The organism is Candidatus Villigracilis proximus (assembly GCF_016717045.1).
GTDB lineage: Bacteria > Chloroflexota > Anaerolineae > Anaerolineales > Villigracilaceae > Villigracilis > Villigracilis proximus.
The window spans coordinates 57,681-78,881 of sequence record NZ_JADJUO010000017.1 but is presented as its reverse complement, the minus strand read 5'-3'; the positions used below and the strand labels follow the sequence as shown (position 1 = coordinate 78,881).

The 21,201-nt window shown below is 50.2% G+C and carries 17 protein-coding genes and 3 pseudogenes; 19 read left to right on the top strand and 1 reads right to left on the bottom strand.

Annotated features, from left to right (window positions below; genetic code table 11):
• Positions 1-4: 4 nt before the first annotated feature.
• From IPL71_RS17360 to IPL71_RS17260, 19 genes and pseudogenes are all read left to right on the top strand, one after another.
• On the top strand, positions 5-1,654 hold the full coding sequence (locus tag IPL71_RS17360; protein WP_345323778.1) for a b(o/a)3-type cytochrome-c oxidase subunit 1: 1,650 nt from the start codon (positions 5-7) through the stop codon (positions 1,652-1,654).
• Positions 1,655-1,780: 126 nt separating this feature from the next.
• A complete protein-coding gene (locus IPL71_RS17355) occupies positions 1,781-3,958 on the top strand; it encodes a hydrogenase iron-sulfur subunit (RefSeq protein ID WP_345323776.1) in 2,178 nt (725 codons plus the stop codon).
• A 29-nt stretch (positions 3,959-3,987) separates the two neighbouring features.
• Positions 3,988-4,116 (top strand): hypothetical protein, encoded by a 129-nt coding sequence (locus IPL71_RS17350; RefSeq protein WP_345323774.1) that lies wholly within the window; start codon positions 3,988-3,990, stop codon positions 4,114-4,116.
• A gap of 28 nt (positions 4,117-4,144) precedes the next feature.
• A complete protein-coding gene (locus IPL71_RS17345) occupies positions 4,145-4,570 on the top strand; it encodes a hypothetical protein (protein ID WP_345323772.1) in 426 nt (141 codons plus the stop codon).
• Between the two features lie 468 nt (positions 4,571-5,038).
• Positions 5,039-6,481: an NAD(P)/FAD-dependent oxidoreductase gene (locus IPL71_RS17340; RefSeq protein ID WP_345323770.1), complete on the top strand. Its 1,443-nt coding sequence runs from the start codon at positions 5,039-5,041 to the stop codon at positions 6,479-6,481.
• A gap of 290 nt (positions 6,482-6,771) precedes the next feature.
• Complete coding sequence (locus IPL71_RS17335) at positions 6,772-7,218, top strand: RrF2 family transcriptional regulator (protein ID WP_345323768.1); 447 nt, start codon at positions 6,772-6,774, stop codon at positions 7,216-7,218.
• A gap of 136 nt (positions 7,219-7,354) precedes the next feature.
• The gene (locus tag IPL71_RS17330) at positions 7,355-8,749 is read left to right on the top strand and encodes a cytochrome ubiquinol oxidase subunit I (protein ID WP_345323767.1); all 1,395 of its coding nucleotides are present in this window, start codon (positions 7,355-7,357) and stop codon (positions 8,747-8,749) included.
• A gap of 15 nt (positions 8,750-8,764) precedes the next feature.
• Positions 8,765-9,802, top strand: a complete 1,038-nt coding sequence (cydB, locus tag IPL71_RS17325) for a cytochrome d ubiquinol oxidase subunit II (protein WP_514130809.1) — start codon at positions 8,765-8,767, stop codon at positions 9,800-9,802.
• A gap of 204 nt (positions 9,803-10,006) precedes the next feature.
• A pseudogene (locus tag IPL71_RS17315) lies at positions 10,007-11,418 on the top strand (cytochrome ubiquinol oxidase subunit I).
• A gap of 90 nt (positions 11,419-11,508) precedes the next feature.
• Positions 11,509-12,462 carry an ABC transporter ATP-binding protein/permease gene (locus IPL71_RS17305; RefSeq protein WP_345323761.1) on the top strand — a complete coding sequence of 318 codons (954 nt, stop codon included), beginning with the start codon at positions 11,509-11,511 and terminating at the stop codon, positions 12,460-12,462.
• A pseudogene (locus tag IPL71_RS26110) lies at positions 12,407-12,964 on the top strand (ATP-binding cassette domain-containing protein); the annotation flags it as partial. The gene IPL71_RS17305 and the pseudogene IPL71_RS26110, both read left to right, overlap by 56 nt.
• Positions 12,965-13,412: 448 nt before the next feature.
• Positions 13,413-14,390, top strand: a complete 978-nt coding sequence (locus IPL71_RS17295) for an amino acid ABC transporter ATP-binding/permease protein (protein WP_345323758.1) — start codon at positions 13,413-13,415, stop codon at positions 14,388-14,390.
• 41 nt (positions 14,391-14,431) lie between these two features.
• The gene (locus IPL71_RS17290) at positions 14,432-14,752 is read left to right on the top strand and encodes an ATP-binding cassette domain-containing protein (protein ID WP_345323756.1); all 321 of its coding nucleotides are present in this window, start codon (positions 14,432-14,434) and stop codon (positions 14,750-14,752) included.
• Positions 14,753-14,985: 233 nt separating this feature from the next.
• Positions 14,986-16,266 carry a transcription termination factor Rho gene (gene rho / locus IPL71_RS17285; protein ID WP_345323755.1) on the top strand — a complete coding sequence of 427 codons (1,281 nt, stop codon included), beginning with the start codon at positions 14,986-14,988 and terminating at the stop codon, positions 16,264-16,266.
• A gap of 45 nt (positions 16,267-16,311) precedes the next feature.
• The gene (locus IPL71_RS17280; protein WP_345323753.1) at positions 16,312-16,521 is read left to right on the top strand and encodes a hypothetical protein; all 210 of its coding nucleotides are present in this window, start codon (positions 16,312-16,314) and stop codon (positions 16,519-16,521) included.
• A gap of 126 nt (positions 16,522-16,647) precedes the next feature.
• A complete protein-coding gene (locus IPL71_RS17275; RefSeq protein WP_345323751.1) occupies positions 16,648-17,472 on the top strand; it encodes a peptidoglycan DD-metalloendopeptidase family protein in 825 nt (274 codons plus the stop codon).
• Between the two features lie 45 nt (positions 17,473-17,517).
• A complete protein-coding gene (locus IPL71_RS17270; protein WP_345323749.1) occupies positions 17,518-17,685 on the top strand; it encodes a hypothetical protein in 168 nt (55 codons plus the stop codon).
• A gap of 18 nt (positions 17,686-17,703) precedes the next feature.
• Positions 17,704-18,246, top strand: a pseudogene (locus tag IPL71_RS17265) (biotin--[acetyl-CoA-carboxylase] ligase); the annotation flags it as partial.
• A gap of 86 nt (positions 18,247-18,332) precedes the next feature.
• Positions 18,333-18,554, top strand: coding sequence for a hypothetical protein (locus tag IPL71_RS17260; protein WP_345323747.1), 222 nt, complete (start codon positions 18,333-18,335; stop codon positions 18,552-18,554).
• 73 nt (positions 18,555-18,627) lie between these two features.
• Here the strand turns inward: IPL71_RS17260 and gyrA are convergent, their stop codons facing one another.
• Positions 18,628-21,159 carry a DNA gyrase subunit A gene (gene gyrA / locus IPL71_RS17255; protein ID WP_345323745.1) on the bottom strand — a complete coding sequence of 844 codons (2,532 nt, stop codon included), beginning with the start codon at positions 21,157-21,159 and terminating at the stop codon, positions 18,628-18,630.
• Positions 21,160-21,201: the final 42 nt, after the last annotated feature.

The following is a 21,201-nucleotide window of genomic DNA, read 5'->3' as shown; positions in this document are numbered from 1 at the left end:
CATCATGAAACAATATCAATTATCCACTGGCGAAAAGAAATTCATTAGCTGGCACCTTTTGGTGGCTATCCTTGCGCTTGCCGTCGGCAGTTTGTTTGGCCCTTTGCAAGCTTTTGAACACGCGGGCTGGGATTTTTACCCCTACCTCAAGCCCTTGATTAAATCCTATTATCAAGGCCTCACCGTTCACGGCGTTTTGAATGCCCTGGTTTGGACAACCTTCTTCATCATGGGTTTCCTAACCTTCAACGTGATGTTCGGTTTAAAGCGCCCGCTAAAAAATATGACCTTGAACAAGGTTGGCTTTTGGCTGATGGTTGTCGGTGTAGTCGCTGCCGCAATTCCGATCCTTGCCAACCAGGCCACTGTGCTCTTCACTTTCTATCCTCCACTCAAGGCGAACTGGGCTTTCTATCTCGGTCTGACCCTCGTGGTTGTTGGCAGTTGGGTGGAAGGCTGGGGTCTGTTCATGACCTATATTGCATGGCGCAAAGAGAATCCCAACGAACGTACTCCGTTCATTGCGTTTGCCAGCATCATCACTGCTTTGCTTTGGCAAATTTGTACTCTCGGTATTGCCACTGAAATCCTTACGATGCTTTTGCCGTGGTCATTGGGCTTGATCGAAAATGTTGACCCGCAATTAGCTCGTACCTATTTCTGGTTCACCGGTCATCCCCTTGTGTATTTCTGGCTTCTGCCCGCATACATTTCATGGTATGCCATGCTTCCCGAGCAGGCTGGCAAAGGCAAGATGTTCAGTGATTCACTCGCGCGCCTTTCCTTCTGGATATTCCTCGTTCTCTCCACACCGCTTGGTTTCCATCACCAGTATGTGGATCCCGGTATTCCCCCAGCCTGGAAGTTCCTGCACTCGATGCTCACCTTTGGTGTATTCTTCCCATCCATGATGACCGCCTTCACTGTCGTTGCATCCCTCGAACATGCGGGACGTAAAAACGGCGGCAAGGGCGCACTCGCCTGGATCGGCAAGTTGAACTGGAGCGATCCCTCCGTGGCTGCCCAGCTTCTCGCCGGCATCCTCTTCTTCTTCGGCGGTATCGGTGGTTTGGCAAATGCTTCCTACAATGTCAACCTCGTTTTGCATAATACTGCCTTCATTCCCGGTCACTTCCACCTCACTGTGGCTACCGGCGTGACATTAAGCTTCATGGGTATTTCCTACTGGCTCCTGCCATATCTTACCGGCAAGAAACTTTGGAACCCCAAGGTTGCTGTTGCTCAAGCCTGGACATGGTTCGTGGGTATGATCATCTTCTCCAATTCCATGCACGTTTTGGGTCTGCTCGGCGCCCCACGCCGCGTACCCTTGGGTTTGGCTCCCTATGTTCCCGCTGAATGGAACAGCCGCCTCTTCCAGGTTGGCGTAGGTGGTGCCATCCTCTTCATCAGTGGCGCTCTCTATCTCACCGTCATGCTTATGACCGCCCTGAATAAGGAAAAAGTTGCAGAAGAAGTAACGGTACCCATTGCCGAATCCATGCAAGACCTCTCCCACACCCCCGAATGGCTTGACCGCTGGGCTCCATGGGTTTATGGCACACTCGCATTGATTGTTATTGTGTATGGACCACAGCTCTTCGATATGATTAAAAACATCGCCCTCACCTCCCCAGGCTTCCGAGTCTGGTAATCGAATTCAACTCAACGTTCTCCCCGCAAGTACATTGCGGGGAGAACTATTTCGCAGCCTTTATTAATTGCCCTTATTTTTATTTATTACCTTTCACGCGAAATTACCCGTCTCCACCCGAATCACATGACATCATCCCCTGAAAAAAAACAACTGATAGACTCCCTCTCTGAACGCAACCCCAGCGTAGACTGGAAAACACGCCTCAATTCCCCAAGCCGACGCCTGCTTAATTTCTTCGAGAGCATTTCCCTCCGTTTTGAAGCGCCCGTCAACTGGCTTATCCACGACCCGCGTTTTAATCCACTCTATCACACAGGCACGATCACCATCTTTCTACTGGTAGTCATCTTGTTGACAGGTGTCTACCTGACCATGTTCTACCCGTTCGGATTCACAGCCTCCTACCACGCAGTATCTGAGATCGAAGCCAATTTCACAGGGCGCATCATCCGCGCCATGCATCGCTATGCCTCTGATGCCGCAGTCATCTTTGCGCTCCTGCATGGTTGGCGCACCTTCTTTCAAGATCGCTTCCGCGGACCACGCTGGCTGGCCTGGGTTACTGGTGTTGGCATGGCATTTGTAGTCTGGATCATTGGCATCACAGGCTATTGGTTGATCTGGGATAATCGCGCACAAATTCTAAACCAAAGCCTCTTTAATATCCTCGGCAACTTCAAAGGCGGCCAGGCCTTTATCGTAGACTACCTCGTCGGTGATGCAGCAGGCACAGGCTGGGTCTTCATGATGATCGTCATCATTTTGCACCTTGGTCTCTCCGCACTCACCGCCGGATTCCTATGGATGCATCTCAAACGCATGAGCCGCGCAAAATGGCTGCCGCCTCAATACTGGATGATCATCTCCACTGTCGTGCTTCTGTTTTCCGCCGTGCTCTTCCCGCTTGGCATGTTACCGCCGCTCAGCGCCACGCAACTTCCCGCGCAAGCACCCATTGACTTATTCTTTTTATTCTATCTACCCACCTTCCTGCGCGGACCGCAGGCGCTCTTCTGGAGCATTCTACTGCTCATTGTAGGCATAGTCACCGCCCTGCCGTGGATCATGCCCCGCGCCAAAAAACTTGAACCCATCAAAGTGGATTTAGCCAACTGTGACGGCTGCACCCTTTGCGAACGCGACTGCCCCTACCTCGCCATCAAAATGATCCCGCGCACCGATGGCGCGCGCCCCAAATTTCAGGCAGATATCGACCCCAAGCTCTGCGTCTCTTGCGGCGTATGTATCGGAAGTTGTCCTGATAACGCCCTAACCTTCGGAGATATTCCACTCAACCCGCTGTGGAAAACAACTCTTAACGAAGTTGCAGAAAATAAAAACGTAAAAGTTGTTTTTACCTGTGAACGTCACGCGATGCATGGCGCAAGCAAACACTTCAACGACCCAAATATTTATATCGTCCCGCTGACTTGTATCGCCATGCCCAATCCCAACCTGGCTGCGCAGGCACTTGAAGCAGGCGCAAGCGATGTGCAATTCATCGGCTGCCCGCCTGAAGACTGCGCCAACCGTGAAGGCAATCTCTGGCTCAATGAGCGTGTCTCTGGCGAGCGGCTGCCCAAGTTAAAACCCAACTTCATTCCGCTTGTGCATACTGCCTGGGTGGCGCCCACTGATTTTGGTAACGCGATCAAATCACAGATTAAGTCCGAACCGAACACATACACATTCGCGCCCAATCAGACTCATATCCGATTTATTCTTGCCCTGCTTGGCGTGATGGCAGTCGTCACTGCATTTCAAATCTGGCTTAGCGATATGCCGACTCAATTCTTTAGTGCGGATTCAGCAACACTCGCGATTCAGATGACTCACCACAGCGGATACGCCATTCATGATGTTGCGGATCAAGCCGCGCTCGAACCTGATCTTAACCATCCGACACGTCTCACGCTGGAAGTGGATGGCGAACTTGTCTTCGACGAAACCTATACCGCCACAAATAACAACATCAATCAAGGCGTACGCATTTTTGAACAAATCCAACTTCCGGTTGGAAAACACCACATCACAATAAAAATGTACGACAGACCTGATGCAAGCATTGAGCAGGTTTTGCTCGATAAAACCATTCCACTCACCGCGCGCCAATCTCTGACCATTAATTTTAGAGACATGCACTTGAGCGACCCCAAAGCAGGCGAAAGCATTTACTATGAAACAGCCGCCGGAGTTAACGCGGGCTGCCGCATTTGTCACTCGCTTGAAAAAAATGAGACCATCATCGGGCCGTCTTTTTACGGCATCGCAGACCGTGCCGCAAACCGCGTCCCGGCCTGACCGCAGAAGAATATCTGCAGCAGTCCATCGTGGAACCAAACGCCTTCATCGTCCCCGGTTATCCCAGCGGACAAATGATCCAAAACTTCGGGCAGATTCTTACCGAAGAACAGATCAACGACCTGATCGCCTTCTTGATGACGATGCAGGAAGAATAGACCATCTACTGTCTCAAAAAGAGGAAACATGAAACGAATTCATATCTTAATTTTAATAGCAGCGATTGCTCTTTCGGCTTGCGGAAGAAACAAACCCGGAATTCTTGGCGCAGACGCACCTGCTGACAATGTGCCAAACATCGTCGGTTCTTATGCGCTCAACGCTCTGGATCCAACCGGCGAACAATATGGCGGTACATTGACCATTACCAACGGTGACCAGCTCAATGACTATAAGTTTCAATGGTTGATTTCCGGCGGCATTCAGGAAGGGACAGGCACGCTTGAAGGTAATCAATTAACCTTCACCTGGAACAGCCTTGCCGGAACCGATCAGGTTGTCTCTGGCACAGGTGTGTATACTGTGACCGTCAACGGAGAGTTGCACGGCACTCGTACGATTGATGGCGTGGAAACTCCCGGGCAGGAAACTGCTTATCCAAATCCCAAATAGCAGCATAGTCCCTAATTGATGGATCAGGATATCTATTCTCCAGCTGCATCCTGATCCATCTCAACTATAAATTTGACGTTCCGAATCATTCCTAAAAAATTACATGTATATTACAATGCCTTACATTTATTTTTTAGTATTCTTATTCAAAGCAATTTCCTTAGGTTATTTTTTTTCCGCCCGCCCATCTTTACAAACAACTTTAATATACTCACGCAATTAGCCGAATAAGAAGAGACAGATCATCACTTTATTAAACGATGGACTGTCGTGAAATACACACCAATACATGGATGAATGTATTCACTATGATTTTCTGGCAAATGCAGCACGCACATCAATCCAGTCCCTTCCTTGAAGGGAAATGTTTTCGCGCACATCAATACTTCCATATTCAACCATAAAGACAGACGGTAACACATCGCGCCATCTGTCTTTATATTTTTAACCCAAAGGAGTAAGAGAATTATGGCTAAAGTAGTAATCATCGGAGCAGGGTTTGCAGGGCACACCGCCGCATTGTATCTGGGTGACAAGATCGGCAGGAAGCATGAAATTACCGTCTTAAGCAACCGTGACGTATTCAGCTATTTGCCTTCGTGGGTATGGGTCGGCGTGGGGCATATGAAGCCTGAGAAAACCATCTTCAAGCTCAAGCCAGTTTATGACCGCAAGAATGTTAAGTTTGTTCATGCGGCTGTAAAGGAAGTCCACCCGGATGCAGGCGATCAGTATGTGATCGGTGAACGCATCGGTTCAGGAGAACAGGTGCGGCTGGACTATGATTATCTGGTAATTGCCACAGGGCCGAAACTGAATTTCGAAGGCACTCCAGGCCTCGGTCCAGATGGAGGCGGGTTTACCGATTCCATTTGTTCGCTGCCCCATGCAGTCAAAACACGTGATCATTATCTCGCCGCGATCGAACGTCTTAAGAAAGGTGAAAAAGTAAAATTCGTGATCGGCACAGGCCACCCGGGCGCAACCTGTCAGGGTGCGGCATTTGAGTATATTGTCAATGTACACAAAGACCTGGTGAAACTGGGCGTGCGTGACAATGCTGAATTGCTGTGGCTTTCAAATGAGCGCGCGCTCGGTGACTTTGGCGTGAAGGGCGTGCAGATTAAACGTAACGGACATGTGCTCAAAAGCGATGAATTCGTTCAAGCCGTGTTTAGAGATCATGATATTAAGTGGCAAATTCAAAGCGGCGTAACAAAAGTGGAAGATGGATTAATCCACTGGGAAAATTACGAAGGCGAACAGGGCACAACAGCATTTGATTTCTCAATGCTCATTCCGCAATTTAAGGGAATTCCGATTCAATACATCAACAAGGCTGGTGAAGACATCACATCCAAAGTGACCAATCCGGCAGGCTTTTTACTGGTGGACGGGAAATATGGGATGGCGTACCCGGAACTTTCAGAAACACCCGAAGCATGGCCTTCCACATACCAGAACCCAACATATTCCAACATCTTCGCCGGCGGAATTGCCTTCGCGCCTCCCGGACCGATCTCTCAGCCGCACACCAATAAAAATGGACTCGCGATTGCAGCCGCTCCCCCACGCACCGGCATGGTCAGCGGTGTGATCGGGCGCAGTATTGCGCTCAATATCATTGACCTGATCAACAAGGGCAAGACCACCCACACCGGCCGCATGACCGAAATGGTGGCGGCTTGTATCGCTTCAATGGGAGATTCATTATGGGATGGGAACGCCGTGGTGATCGTGATGAATCCCGTTGTGCCGGATAAAAAGGCATTTACAAATGAATTTGGCCGTGACCTGTTCACCTCACATTTAGAAATGGGCGTCAGCGGCGCGTGGATGAAGTTCATGCTTCACTATACGTTCATTTGGAAATTTAAAGCACTTCCCGGTTGGACGATCATCCCCGAGTAAAAAAGGAGCTTATGATGGAATTCTCACCCGCAGAAAAATTTTGGATGAACTTCAAGCTGTATCAATTATGGCGCTTTATTATTTTGAACATCAAAATATTGATCGCCGTAGGTCACAGCAAGCGCAAATAAAAATATTTCAAAACAAGATCTGGAAATTTCCAGGTTTTGTTTTTTTAGAAATAATATCGCATTCGTCCACTAAATCCATGACATTTCTCTATTGACCCCCAAAAAAACAGGATGTTATAATTTGTTAATTAGTGTGAAATATAACAAATTACAACATTCATGTTCCGAGCCAACCGCCAAACCGACTACGCTATTCGTATGATCCTATCCCTTGCAAAACGGGAGGTAGGAACACGCACATCCACCTCAGAAATACAGAAGGAGATGTCGATTCCGCACTCTTTTGCCCAGCGCATCGTTGCGGACCTGGCACGGGGCGCCTTCATCCAAACATTTCCCGGCCGCGACGGAGGGGTCACGCTCGCCCGTCCGGCGCATGAGATCAATTTACGGCAACTTGTGGAGCATTTTGAAGGCGTGCTTTTTGACTCAAACTGCGAACATTTGGGAAAAAGCTGTCCCTTCAATATGGACTGCCCGATCTGCCTTCAGTGGAAACATCTGCAAAAAACAATGATGAATGAACTGGAGCAGGTCAATTTTGAAGATCTTGCAAATGCAACCCAACCGCCGAAAGGGATGATTCCTCTGGGTTGGCTAATTTAATGATATTTTTATTTAATAAGTAATAAACACGAAAGAAAACACATCACAACAGGAGTACAATTTGAACTAAATTTCACAATACGTGTTCCATCTATATACGAAAGAAATCAAATTCAATTTTTCGGAGAACAAAATTATGGATCCAATCACACTTTCAAGATGGCAATTTGGCCTCACAACCATCTACCACTGGTTGTTCGTTCCCCTCACGCTTTGTTTGGGCTGGTACGTGGCATTTTTCCAGACCCGCTATTACCAGACCAAAGATGAAGCCTGGCGCAAAATGGCAAAGTTTTGGGGCAAATTGTTTCTGATCAACTTCGCCATTGGCGTGGTAACGGGCATTGTTCAGGAATTCCAGTTCGGCATGAACTGGTCTGAGTATTCCCGCTATGTCGGCGACATCTTCGGCGCTCCCCTCGCGGTGGAAGCTCTAATGGCCTTCTTCATGGAATCCACCTTCCTCGGCATCTGGATCTTCGGCGAAGGCCGTGTGTCTGAAAAAGTCCATCTTGCCTCGATCTGGCTGGCAGCCATCGGCTCCAACCTCTCAGCCCTGTGGATTTTGCTCGCCAATGGTTTTATGCAAGCCCCGCCCGCGAACTCCTATGTCTACAACGAAGCCAATGGACGCCTTGAACTCATTAACTTCTTTGCCCTGATCGGCAATCCCAAAGGCTGGATATTCTTCTGGCACACCATTTCTGACGGTGTGGCTATGGCAGCTTTCTTAATTTTGGCTGTCAGCGCGTATCACATCGCCCGCAAACAAAATCTCGATTTCTTCAAACGCTCATTCAACATCGCAGCCGTCAGCGGACTTATCGCTGGCGTATTGATCTTCCTCGGCGGTCACACCATGGGACAGTACATGGCTGAAGTACAGCCGATGAAATTGGCTGCGCTCGAAGCCATTTGGGAAACTGAACAACCCGCATCCTTCTCCCTGCTCACCATCGGTGACTTAAGCGGCAAAAAGGAAATCTGGTCAATCCGTATTCCCGCCGCGATGAGTTTCCTTGCTTGTAACAATTTCACCTGCGAAGTCAAAGGCGTGAACGAACTGCAAGCTGCCTATGAACAGCAATACGGTCCCGGCGACTACATCCCATTGATGATCGTCACTTACTGGACCTTCCGCATCATGATGGCCTTTGGTATCGTGATGATCCTCATCACAGCATACTTCGTATGGGCAAACATGCGTGGCGACATCACCAAAGCCAAATGGATGAAGTGGGCCCCGTGGATTCTCGTCCTGCCGTATCTTGCCAACGCCAGCGGCTGGATCCTGACCGAAATGGGACGTCAACCCTGGATCGTCTACGGCCTGCTCAAAGTGGAAGATGCAGTCTCCCCCAACCTCACCACCGTGGACCTGCTCATCTCACTCATCGGCTACACCGCTGTCTATGGCACGCTTGCCGTTTCCATGGTCTACCTGATGAAGAAATACGCCATCGCCGGTCCAGACGCCGCCATGCACGAATCAGTGGACGTGGCTCCCGCGCGCGTTGGCGCACAAGATTAATCACAGAGGAATAACATGTCATACGAATTCTTACAAATCCTTTGGTTCATTCTCATCGCTGTATTATGGATCGGCTTCTTCTTCCTTGAAGGTTTCGACTTCGGCGTAGGAATGCTCCTGCCCTTCCTTGGCAAAAAAGACGAAGAACGCCGCGCCATCATTAACTCCATCGGTTCCGTTTGGGATGGAAATGAAGTCTGGCTATTAACAGCAGGCGGCGCAACCTTCGCAGCTTTTCCTGAATGGTACGCCACCATGTTCAGCGGCTTCTATCTCGCGCTCTTCCTTTTGCTGGTTGGCCTCATCATCCGTGGCGTCTCTTTTGAATATCGTTCAAAAGACGCAGCCCCCGCCTGGCGCAACCGCTTTGACTGGATGATTGCCATCGGATCCTTCATGGCGGCACTCTTACTTGGCGCTGCATTTGCAAACCTCGCACGCGGTGTGCCGATTGACGAAAACATGATGTTCACCGGCAACCTCTTCACATTGCTCAATCCCTACGGCTTGCTCGGCGGACTCACCACCGTTGCGATCTTCCTGCTTCACGGCGCAAACTTCCTAGGCCTGAAACTCGAAGGTGAACTGCGCGAACGTGTCAACGTCTTTGCAAAGAAACTGTGGATCGGCGCAACCGTACTGTATATTGTATTTGGTATCTACACCTACATTGCAGGCTTCTGGGCCCGCGGCTTCATTGACCCTGGCATTGCACCGATCGCCGCAGTTGCCGTCCTGCTCGTCGCTGGCTACTTCATCAACCAAAAGATGGAAGGCTGGGCATTCATTATGGTTGCACTTAATATCGTGCTAACACAGGTCACCTTCTTCTCGATGACCTTCCCCAATGTCATGCTCTCCACCACCAACCCAGCTTTCTCTCACCATCTACAACGCCTCCTCATCCCAATACACCCTCGGCGTCATGTCCATCGTCGCGCTGATCTTCGTCCCGATCGTCCTCGCCTATCAAGGCTGGACATACTACATGTTCCGCCAGCGCATCAGCACCGACAAAAAGACTCTCGTTTATTAATCAAGCACGACAGCTAATCATAAAAAACTCACCCCGAAAATTCGGGGTGAGTTTTTAGACAGTCAAATCAAATTAAGGGAATATAAGTTTCTTACAAAGACTCTTATGTGAAATTAAGTACAAAAAAGACCTTATTAGTTAGAATAACGCCATGATTTGTGATGTACTTCACAACACAAGTTGTAAATCTATCGTAACAAAATTAGTTAGAGGCAACTATCATGGACGTTATAACCCTTTCCCGTATTCAATTTGGCGTAACCACTGCCCTTCATTTCCTATTCGTACCCCTTACCCTCGGTTTGATCTGGTTCATCGCCATCTTTCAAACACTATACTATCGTACAGGCGAAGAACGCTATCGCCGTATGGCAAAATTCTGGGGCAAACTTTTTCTTGTCAATTTTGGCATGGGAATTGTCACCGGGCTGGTACAGGAATTTCAGTTCGGCATGAATTGGTCTGAATATTCCCGCTTTGTTGGCGACATCTTCGGCGCACTGCTTGCGATCGAAACAATGGTTGCCTTTTTCCTTGAGTCGGTCTTCATTGGTATTTGGATCTTCGGCGAAGGGCGTGTTTCCAAACGTGTTCACTTATTTTCGATCTGGATGGCCGCCATCGGCAGCCTGGCCTCTTCGATCTGGATCTTGCTTGCCAGCGGATGGATGCATAACCCTGTTGGATATATTATCAACCCCGTCACTGGCAACGCTCAACTAGTGGATATCTTTGCGCTTCTCACCAACCCCAAAGGCTGGCTGCTGTTTCAACATGCTTTTTCCGCAGGGTTGGCAACTGCCTCCATTTTTATGCTGGGAATCAGTTCCTGGTATATCCTGCGCAAGAAAGAACTGGAAGTCTTCAAACCTTCCTTCGTGGCTGGAGCAATTGTCGGCGTGATCGGATCGTTCCTCTTATTAATGACAGGCCATACACAAGGACAGGAGATGCGCATTTATCAACCGATGAAACTCGCCTCCATCGAAGCTTTATGGAATACCGAGCAGCCCGCATCTTTTTCCCTGCTCACCATCGGCGACCTGACAGGCAAACAGGAAGTATGGTCCATTCGCGTTCCCTACCTGACAAGTTTCCTGGCCTGCAATAACTTCGATTGTGAAATACAGGGCGTCAACCAACTGCAAGCGGAATATGAAGCACGCTACGGCCCAAATGACTACGTTCCGCTGATGGTTGTCACCTATTGGTCATTTCGTATCATGGCTGGCTTGGAAGTCATTATGCTTTTCGCCTCAGCCTTCGCCCTCTTCGTTGTGTTGCGCAATTGGTCACCCAAACTTATAAAATGGCTTAAGTGGATGCCTATCTCATTCCCCTGCCCTTCATCGCCGGCGTAGCTGGCTGGGTCACCACTGAAATGGGACGTCAGCCCTGGATCGTACAGGGATTGCTTACCACGGCTCAAGCCGTCTCGCCAAATCTCACTGTGGTAATGGTCTCAACCACCCTCGTCAGTTTTACATTACTGTATAGTGTGCTCGCGCTTGTCATGTTTAGATTAATGTATAAATTTGCACGGCAGGGAACTCAGGCCGCATTGACCAAATCTGTAGATGTGGAAGAACCCATCAGTGCAGGCAGCATTATCATCATCGGCGCGCAGGATTAAAGATCAGAGAAGTTGGAGAATATAAATCATTCTCCAACTTCTCGTTGTCACCTTGCACGTTTTATCTAATCACCATACACTCAACCCATTATGCACCGCAGACTTCTGACTCTCACCCGCGACACCCGCATTCCCCTTATCTTAACGATTCTTTCTGGACTGTTAGCTGGTCTGCTTACGATCTGGCAGGCGTGGCTCCTCAGCAGCGTGATAAATGCTGTTTTTTTTGATAAGCAGATACTCGCGCAGGTAATGCGTCCGCTGTTCTTCATCCTTCTCGCCATTAGCGGACGTTCCCTCATGAGTTGGCTTAATGAAGTCGCCGCAAACGCCGTCGCCGTCAAGATCAAAACGGACTTGCGCAACCGTCTCTTCGCGCACATCCTCAAACTTGGTCCCGCCTACGCCCGTGGACAGCGCACCGGCGAACTGACAGCCGCCGCAGTCGAAGGCATTGAAGCGCTCGACGCGTATTTCAGCCAATATCTTCCCCAACTGGTTATCACCACACTCGTTCCCCTTTCCATTCTTATTTTTGTTTTTCCCATTGACCTGCTCTCCGGCATTATCCTTCTTCTCACTGCGCCATTGATTCCCTTCTTTATGATCATGATCGGCAAAGGCGCAGAAGCTGTCACCAAACGCCAATACGAAACCCTGCGCCTCTTGAGCGCCCACTTCCTCGACAGCCTGCAAGGACTGACCACACTCAAACTCTTCGGCCAATCCAAAGCGCAAACGCAAACCATTGCACAAGTCAGCGAAAAATTCCGTGACACCACAATGAGCGTGTTGCGCATCACCTTCATCTCCGCGCTCGCCCTCGAATTACTCGCCACCCTCAGCACCGCCGTCATCGCTGTTGAGATTGGCTTCCGCCTGCTCTACGGCAAAATGGACTTTCAACCCGCGCTCTTCCTCCTTGTCCTCGCCCCCGAATTCTACATGCCCCTCCGCGCCCTCGGCGCAAGATTCCACGCAGGCATGAATGGAACGACAGCGGCGAAGCGGATTTATGAAATTTTGGATACAAAAAGTGGATAGTGGGCAGTGGACAGTGGACAGTAATCAGTCTGCCGAAATATCTTCAATTACCTTCAAAAATGTTTCGTTCACCTACGCAAGCGAGACGACTCCCGCGCTCGAAAATATCAACCTCACCATCCAACGCGGACAACAAATTGCATTAGTCGGAAAAACAGGTGCAGGCAAATCCACCCTTGCCCAACTATTACTTGGTTTCATTCAACCCACACAAGGCGACCTCACGTTTCACTCATCACCTAATCCCTCGTCCCTAATTCACTCATCCCCAATCACCTCCCCATTCATCATTCCATCTCCCTGGTTCCCCAACGCCCGCACCTCTTCCACGACACCATCGCCGCCAACATCCGCATCGGCAAAGCGGACGCAACTCACGCAGAAATTATCATCGCCGCGCAAGCCGCGCACCTTCACGAGTTTATCGACTCGCTTCCAGACAAATACGAAACCATCGTCGGCGAAAGCGGGCCCGTCTCTCAGCGGACAAGCCCAACGTGTAGCCCTTGCGCGCGCCTTCCTCAAAGACGCCCCCGTCCTCATCCTCGACGAACCCACTTCCAGCCTTGACCCTGAAACCGAATCCCTGCTCGAAGAATCCACGCGCAAATTAATGCAAGGCCGCACCGTCCTCACCATCGCACATCGCCTCAACACCATCTTCCAATCCGACCAGATCATCGTCCTTGACAAAGGCCGCATCATCGAACAAGGCACACACAGCGAACTGCTTGCGAACAATGGCATGTATGCGAGCATGGTTAGAACCTATAAAAACGTCGAAAGTCAAAAGTCAAAGGTCAGTACCACACCATCCGAATCTTCCGACCTTCGACCTTCGACCTTCACCCATTATTACCAATCACCTTCTTCCAATCTACCAATCACCAAACCTATCCTCCCGTCTCCTCACCTTCCTCCGCGGCAACTGGCATCGCGTCGCACTCTCCGTGCTCATCGGCTCCATCACCATCGGCTCCAGCATCGCGCTCATGGGCACATCCGCGTGGCTCATCTCCACCGCCGCCATCGCAACCTCTGTCGCAGATCTCGGCGTCTCCGTCGTTGGCACGCGGCTCTTCGGCATCACGCGCGGCATCTTCCGCTACCTCGAACGCCTCGTCTCGCACGACGTCACCTTCCGCCTGCTCTCGCGCCTACGCGTCTGGTTCTACGAAAAACTTGAGCCCCTTGCCCCCGCCCGCCTGATGGAATTCCGCGCGGGTGATCTACTTGCCCGCATCATCGGCGATGTGGAAACTCTGGAAAATTTCTACGTTCGAGTTGTCTCTCCCCCATTGACCGCTGCCATCGTCGGCATTTTCACTTCGATGTTTCTCGCTTCTTTCTACCCGATACTTGCTCCTGTTTTCCTGATATTTTTTCTCAGCCTCGGCATTGTCCTCCCCGCCATCGCTCAGATCACCAGCCGCAAATCCGCCGAACAGACGATCACCCTGCGCGGAGATTTACACACCCGCCTCGTGGACGGAATTCAAGGCATGGCCGATCTGCTCGCCTACGGCCACGCAGATGAACGCTTGAAGCAAATCGCATCCAACGGCCTTGACTATGGCAACGCTCAACGCCGCATGGCACAAGTAACAGGTCTCCACGCGGGCCTATCCACCTTGCTCACCAACCTCGGCATGTGGACGGTTCTCTTCCTGTGCATCCCACAAGTAACAAATGGCAACCTCGCTGGCCCCATGCTCGCCTCGCTGACATTGCTAACTTTCGCCTCTTTTGAAGCCGTCACCCCGCTGCCCCTCGCCGCCCAAATGTGGAACTCCTCTCGTGAAGCCGCGCGCAGGTTATTTGAAGTGGTGGATACTGTGCCAGTGGTCAGTGATCAGTGGACAGAAAAGTCACAAAAGAAGAAGTGGAAGCAGCCTGCAAAGCCGCGCAAATCCACGACTTTATTTTGAGTTTGCCAAAGGCTACGACACGATGATCGGCGAACAGGGACTTGCGGCTTTCGGGCGGCGAACGTCAGCGGCTGGCGATTGCGCGCGTCATCATCAAAGACGCGCCGATCTTAATTTTGGATGAACCCACCGCCAACCTCGACCCGTTGACCGAGAAACAGGTGCTTGAAACTTTGTTCGATCTGATGAAAAAGAAAACTTCGCTGCTCATCACACATCGTTTGGTGGGCATGGAAAACATGGGCGAGATTTTGGTGATGGACCACGGCCAAATTGTGGAGCGCGGAATCCACGAAAATCTAGTTCGGGAAAACGGTTTATATCAACGCTTGTGGACATATCAAAACCGCATCCTTGATTAACTGCTTGCACCTTATTAATGTGCGTGCTATAATGCCGTCAATTCCCCTGATGTTTGACAAAGTATTTTATTTATATGGCCGCATATCATCTACACCACATGCGGAAAGCGTAACGAGAACATTGACCGTAACCCCTGATTCACCAATCACATCCTAAGGAAATCCACCGGCATTTTAAAAAGATGCTGGTTCTTTGCATTTACATTCCAATCCCATCCAAGAGAAAACACAACATGAAAATACTTGAACTAGAGAACGAACCGCTGTCAAAATTGCGCGGCATGGCAAAAACCCTCAATATTCCTGGCTACAACCGCTTGAAGAAGGAATCCCTTGCGATGATGATCCGCGAGGCGGAGGCGCAAAAGGAGGGCATTGAACTGCGCGGCGGCATTTTGGAGATCATGAGCGAAGGCATCGGCTTTCTGCGAGCCACAAATTACAGGATTAGCGACCAGGATGTATACGTCTCACAGGCGCAATTAAGAAAATATGATCTGCGCGCAGGTGACCTCGTGATCGGGCAAGTCCGCCCGCCGCGTGAAAGCGAAAGGCATTTCGGGTTACTCAAAGTAGAATCAATTAATGGGCTGGAACCAGAAACAGGCAGTTCACGCAGAGTTGTTTTTGAAAACCTCACCCCTATTTTCCCGGAAGTACGTTTTGATCTTGAAATTGAACATGACACCCTCGCCCCTCGTCTCATCAACCTGATCGCACCCATTGGACGAGGCCAGCGCGGATTGATCGTTTCTCCACCCAAGGCGGGCAAGACTACAATTCTCAAGCAAATTGCGAATTCCATTTCAACCAAATATCCCGATGTGCATTTGATTATTGCTCTCATCGGCGAACGCCCTGAAGAAGTAACCGATATGGACCGTTCCGTAGACGCGGAAGTGGTCGCTTCGACCTTTGATGAGCCCGTTACAGCCCATGTCCGCACAGCGGAACTGGCCTTAGAGCGCGCTAAGCGTTTGGTGGAGATCGGTCGCCATGTGGTAATCTTAATGGACTCGATCACCCGCCTCGCCCGCGCCTATAACCTGGTCGTCAATCCTTCAGGCCGTACACTCTCTGGCGGTATGGATCCTTCGGCGTTGTATCCTCCCAAGCGTTTCTTTGGCGCGGCGCGTAACGTGGAAGATGGCGGTTCGCTGACCATCATTGCCACCTGCCTCGTGGATACCGGCTCCCGCCTCGATGATGTGGTGTACGAAGAATTCAAAGGCACCGGCAATATGGAATTGATCCTTTCCCGCAAACTTCAGGAACGCCGCATCTTCCCCGCCGTGGATATCGAACGTTCGTCCACCCGCCGCGAAGACCTGCTGCTCGGACCTGATCTTCTCCAGCGCGTTTGGCTCATGCGCCGCATGTTCATTCAGATGATCTCTCCTCCCCCGCAAGGCGCAGGCATGGACAATTCCGTGGCCACCGAAGCCATCATCACCCGCATGGAACGCGCCAAGAATAATATAGAATTCCTTGAGAATCTAACAAAGGATGCGTAATTTTAGTCAAACAGTAAGTTGTTTGACTCCAGAGTAAATTAGAGAATGAAAAAATTCATTGATAACATACGACCCTTCTTTTCTGCTTTGGGTCAAAAACTAAAGCGCAAGCCAAAGGTTATTTCTGCGGTGAATGAACCTCCAACCGCGCCGCGCGTCAAAGGCAAAGCGGATCGTTTTACAATCATCAGCTGGGTTGCTACAATCTTGATCGTGGCCGCTTTATTAAGCTCGGCTATTCTTTATAAGAATTAAAGTCCCGCAAGCATCACTGTCTCAGCGCAACCCACCAGTGTTGCGGGCGCTGGTCAACCTGAAGTTGGCGTACCCGTTACCAGCGGAGATGGAAGCGGGGTCTCATCCATTCCGCGCAAATTGCAGTTGATCACCAATATCCCCGAAAGACCACGCTATGAATCAGTCATTTATCGTGTTTCGCGCGGCGATGCCATGATCTCCATCGCGGATGACTACAAACTAAAATCAGAGACGATTCTTTACGTCAACACACAGCTGGAAGATAATCCGCATAACCTCAAACCCGGCATGGAATTAACCATCCCGCCAGTGGACGGTTTGTATTATGAATGGCAGGATGGCGATACGTTTGAATCTGTCGCTGAAGAATTTTATACAGAGGCCGATGAGATCATTGCCTTCCCCGGAAACAATGTTGATCTAACCGACCCAAAAATAAAGCCGGGCACAACAGTCATGATTCCTGGCGGCTCGCGTGACCTGCGTCAATGGGAACAGGATCTCGCCACCAATGGACGCGGCGCTGATACCGGCACCGGCGGAGCCAACGCCACGAATGCCTGCGGCGGTGGACCTGTTGCAAGCGGCTTCGGTTGGCCCGCAAACTCGCACAGTATTTCGGGCAACGGCTACGGCCCCGGACATCTCGGTATTGATATTCAAGCCAATGAAGGTGAACCCGTGTATGCGGCCGGGTCGGGAATTGTCACCATGGCGCAAGGCGGCTGGAATTACGGCTACGGCAATGTGGTGCAAATCGATCACGGCAATGGCTATGTAACGGTCTATGCCCACTTAAGCGTAATCAATGTTGGTTTGTGTACGCCGGTTGGTCAGGGCGCGGTCATTGGCGCAGCAGGCAACACAGGTAATTCCTTCGGCGCGCATTTGCATTTTGAAGTGCGCATCGGCGGCTCGAACGTTAATCCATATAGCATTGTTCAATAGAAATAAATCCTAAAGGTCTTAAAGACCTTTAGGATTTTAATTTACATGAACGAACACTCCCTCAAAAAAACTCTCTCGAAATTAAACATCAGCAGCCTGCGCTATTTTGATTCCATCGGATCCACCAATGACGAAGCGCTGGCCTGGGCTGCGGAAGGCGCACCTGATCTTTCCATCGTCCTTGCGGATGAACAGACTCAGGGCCGCGGCTGACTCGACCGTAAATGGTTCACCCCAAAAGACAGTGGACTGGCCTTCAGCCTGATCCTGCGCCCCACCGCCGCCCTGCGCCCGCATCTCTCGCGGACCGTTGGGCTGGCTGCGCTTTCAATGGCAGAATCCTGTTCCATGCTGGGTCTCGCTCCGCGCATCAAATGGCCGAATGATATTTTGGTTAATGGAAAAAAAACAGCAGGCATCCTGATCGAAACTGTCTGGTCAGGCAATGATATAGATTCATTAGTGATTGGCATGGGAATTAATGTCTACAAATCATCGGTGCCGCCCGTTGAAGTATTACAATTTCCAGCCACCAGCCTTGAAGATGAAATTGGAAAGGAACCTCCCGCACGCGAGGAGATTCTCTTTGGCATCTTGAATGCGTTTATCGATTGGCGCAAACGTATGGCTTCCAATGAGTTGATTAAAGCCTGGGAGGAGATGCTGGCCTTTCGCGGCGAGCAGGTTCAAATCCACGCAGGAGACGAATCTCCCATCACAGGTGAATTGATGGGGCTTGAGTCAGATGGAAGTTTGCGTCTGCGCGGCTCATGACAACTGTCCGTAATAGTCCGCTTCGGGGATGTAGTGAGGCCGGGCGCGATGAGTTATTAAATTTCAAAAAAATAAAAGAGGTCACTATGTTTGATAATCTCCGTGAAGATGCAGCAGCCAGTCCATTCTACGAAGAAGAAGCTAAATTCCAACCCGCTCTTGATTTGGCTCCCAGCGGACGTGCCAGGTCGAGCCGCTTTTTGGGTATGACAGCCATGCAGCGCTTTGTAATTACTTTTATGCTCATGCTGGCGGTATGTGTCATTGGCACAATGGCACTGCTTGTCCTGGGAAAAATTGCGTTCTAAAATAAAAAAACGCGGGCTCTAACCGCACTCTTTTGGCTAAAAAAACAGGCGGGCAATGGCCCGCCTGTTTTACTTATACCAACTTGGGCTGTGCTTCCTCTTTTTCAGTGCTCTCGCTAAGCTGCGCGCCCACCTTCTTTAGATCTTCAGCAGAGGTGCGAGCCACAGAAGCAACACTATCGCCTTCATTCGGCTTGATCAAATGTACGCCCTTTGTAGCGCGGCCGGATTGTTTAACATCCTTCACTTTCATGCGCAAGGTAACGCCATTGGAAGTCATAATGGTCAGGTCGTCTGCATTTTGCACCACACGTGCCGCGGCGATCTTGCCAACTTCGGGCAGAGCTTTTTGGTCGATGGTGGAAATACCGCTTGTGGCACGTCCCTTCGCGGAATAATCTTTCAGCGGAGTTTGTTTGCCAAAACCTCGAGTTGTCACAACCAGTAACGCGCCGTCTTTTTCAACCACATCCATACTGGTCACGGAATCATCTTTCGCAAGGCGAATTCCCTGTACGCCCGCGGCCTGACGTCCCATCGAGCGGACTTTATCCTCACTAAAGCGCAATGCCTGTCCATTTTCGGTGACAATGATGATCTCATCCTTGCCTGAAGTTTGGCGCACCCAACCCAAATGATCACCCTCTTCCAAAGACATGGCGATCAACCCAGAAGGACGCACCGATGCGAACTCTTCCATCGTTACACGTTTGATCTTGCCGCGTGCGGTCATCATCATACAATAATTACGCGCCGAGAATTCTCCCACCGCCATGGCGGCTGTCACTTTTTCATTGGGTTCAAGAGATAATACATTGACCAATGGAATTCCCTTTGTCGCGCGGTCTGAATCTGGAATTTGATAGATCTTCTCAGAATACACTTTGCCTTTATCAGAGAAGAACAACATGGTATTCAAACTGCGGGCCGGGATGAGCATCACAACTTCATCCTCATCCTTGGTGGTGTGACCCATCACCCCCCGTCCGCCGCGACTCTGTGACTTGAAGGCCGTGGCAGCCACACGTTTGATATATCCGCGCTCGGTGAGGCTGATCAATACAGCTTCATCTGCAACGAGGTCTTCATCGTGAATATCTTCCTTGGCTTCCGCTGAGATCTGTGTGCGGCGTTCATCGCCAAATTTTTCGGCAAGTTCGTTCAAGTCAGATTGAATCAACGCGAGAATCTTCTTGGGGTGTGCAAGCAGATCTTCAAGGTTTTCAATAATCGCGCGTACTTGTTTATGTTCTTCTTCGATCTTCCAACGCTCGAGTGCAGCCAGTCTACGCAATTGCATGTCCAAAATCGCCTGCGCTTGCAGTTCACTCAACTTGAAGCGCTTCATCAAATTGGCTTTGGCCGTATCTGCATCTTCAGCTTCACGGATCACTTTAATAATGGCATCAATGCTGTTGAGTGCGGTCAGATACCCATCGAGAATATGCAGGCGAGCTTGTGCTTTGGCAAGTTCAAATTTCGAACGGCGGGTGATGACAGTCTGGCGATGTTCGATAAATATCTGCAACATGCGCTTGAGGGTCAACGTGCGCGGTTCCCCATCCACCAGAGAGAGCATTTGCACGCCAAACGTGGACTGCAAAGCTGTATATTTATAAAGTTGATTAAGAACCTTCTTGGGCTGCGCGGCGCGTTTCAACTCAATGATGATGCTCATACCGCGTTGGTCAGATTCATCCCGCAGGTCCGAGATTTGATCGATCTTGTCGTCACGCACCAGTTCTGCGATGCGCTCGATCAAAGTGGATTTATTTACCTGATACGGAATCTCCGTAATGTTGATCTGATAACGCCCGGCCTTTGTCTCTTCGATGTGAGCAATACCGCGCATCACGATGCGGCCGCGGCCTGTTCCATACGCCGAGTGAATTCCCTCCGTCCCGACGATCATGCCGCCAGTCGGGAAATCAGGGCCGAGTACGAACTTCATCAGGTCGTCCACGGTGATGTCATCGATCGTGTCGTAATTATCGATCAGATAATTGATCGCGCCAACCAATTCGCGCAAATTTTGCGGTGGGATATTAGTCGCCATACCCACAGCGATACCTGATGAACCGTTCAATAAAAGATTCGGTAAACGCGCCGGAAGAACAAGCGGCTCTTCGAGTGAATCGTCAAAGTTGGGACCGAAATCCACGGTATCTTTTTCGCGGTCGGCCAGCATTTCTTCGGCCATTTTTTGCAAACGCGCTTCGGTATAACGCATGGCCGCTGGGGAGTCACCATCAACCGACCCAAAGTTACCCTGACCATCCACGAGCAGATAGCGCATGGAAAAATCCTGAGCCATGCGTGCCATAGACTCATATACAGCCGAGTCACCATGCGGATGGTACTTACCCAGCACTTCACCCACGATACGAGCAGACTTTTTATAAGCCGAGTTCGAACGCATACCCAGTTCATGCATGGCGAATAAAATACGCCGATGGACAGGTTTCAAACCGTCACGGGCATCTGGCAGAGCACGCGCCACGATCACGCTCATGGCGTAATCGAGATACGCAGTGCGCATCTGCGAATCAATATCAACGCTTTCGATGTTTCCTGTATTTGCGGGGACTATGTTTTCTTCAGCCATAAAGGTTCCTTACAAAGTACTGCATAAATTGATTAAATGCAA

Bases quoted from the DNA above. Each gene is read 5' to 3' on its own strand.
- IPL71_RS17270 (WP_345323749.1), top strand. From the start codon at position 17,518: ATGAACGAACACTCCCTCAAAAAAACTCTCTCGAAATTAAACATCAGC.
- IPL71_RS17335 (WP_345323768.1), top strand. From the start codon at position 6,772: ATGTTCCGAGCCAACCGCCAAACCGACTACGCTATTCGTATGATCCTA.
- IPL71_RS17340 (WP_345323770.1), top strand. From the start codon at position 5,039: ATGGCTAAAGTAGTAATCATCGGAGCAGGGTTTGCAGGGCACACCGCC.
- IPL71_RS17305 (WP_345323761.1), top strand. From the start codon at position 11,509: ATGCACCGCAGACTTCTGACTCTCACCCGCGACACCCGCATTCCCCTT.
- IPL71_RS17330 (WP_345323767.1), top strand. From the start codon at position 7,355: ATGGATCCAATCACACTTTCAAGATGGCAATTTGGCCTCACAACCATC.
- IPL71_RS17355 (WP_345323776.1), top strand. From the start codon at position 1,781: ATGACATCATCCCCTGAAAAAAAACAACTGATAGACTCCCTCTCTGAA.
- cydB (WP_514130809.1), top strand. From the start codon at position 8,765: ATGTCATACGAATTCTTACAAATCCTTTGGTTCATTCTCATCGCTGTA.
- IPL71_RS17360 (WP_345323778.1), top strand. From the start codon at position 5: ATGAAACAATATCAATTATCCACTGGCGAAAAGAAATTCATTAGCTGG.
- IPL71_RS17345 (WP_345323772.1), top strand. From the start codon at position 4,145: ATGAAACGAATTCATATCTTAATTTTAATAGCAGCGATTGCTCTTTCG.
- IPL71_RS17280 (WP_345323753.1), top strand. From the start codon at position 16,312: ATGAAAAAATTCATTGATAACATACGACCCTTCTTTTCTGCTTTGGGT.
- gyrA (WP_345323745.1), bottom strand. From the start codon at position 21,159: ATGGCTGAAGAAAACATAGTCCCCGCAAATACAGGAAACATCGAAAGC.
- rho (WP_345323755.1), top strand. From the start codon at position 14,986: ATGAAAATACTTGAACTAGAGAACGAACCGCTGTCAAAATTGCGCGGC.
- IPL71_RS17260 (WP_345323747.1), top strand. From the start codon at position 18,333: ATGTTTGATAATCTCCGTGAAGATGCAGCAGCCAGTCCATTCTACGAA.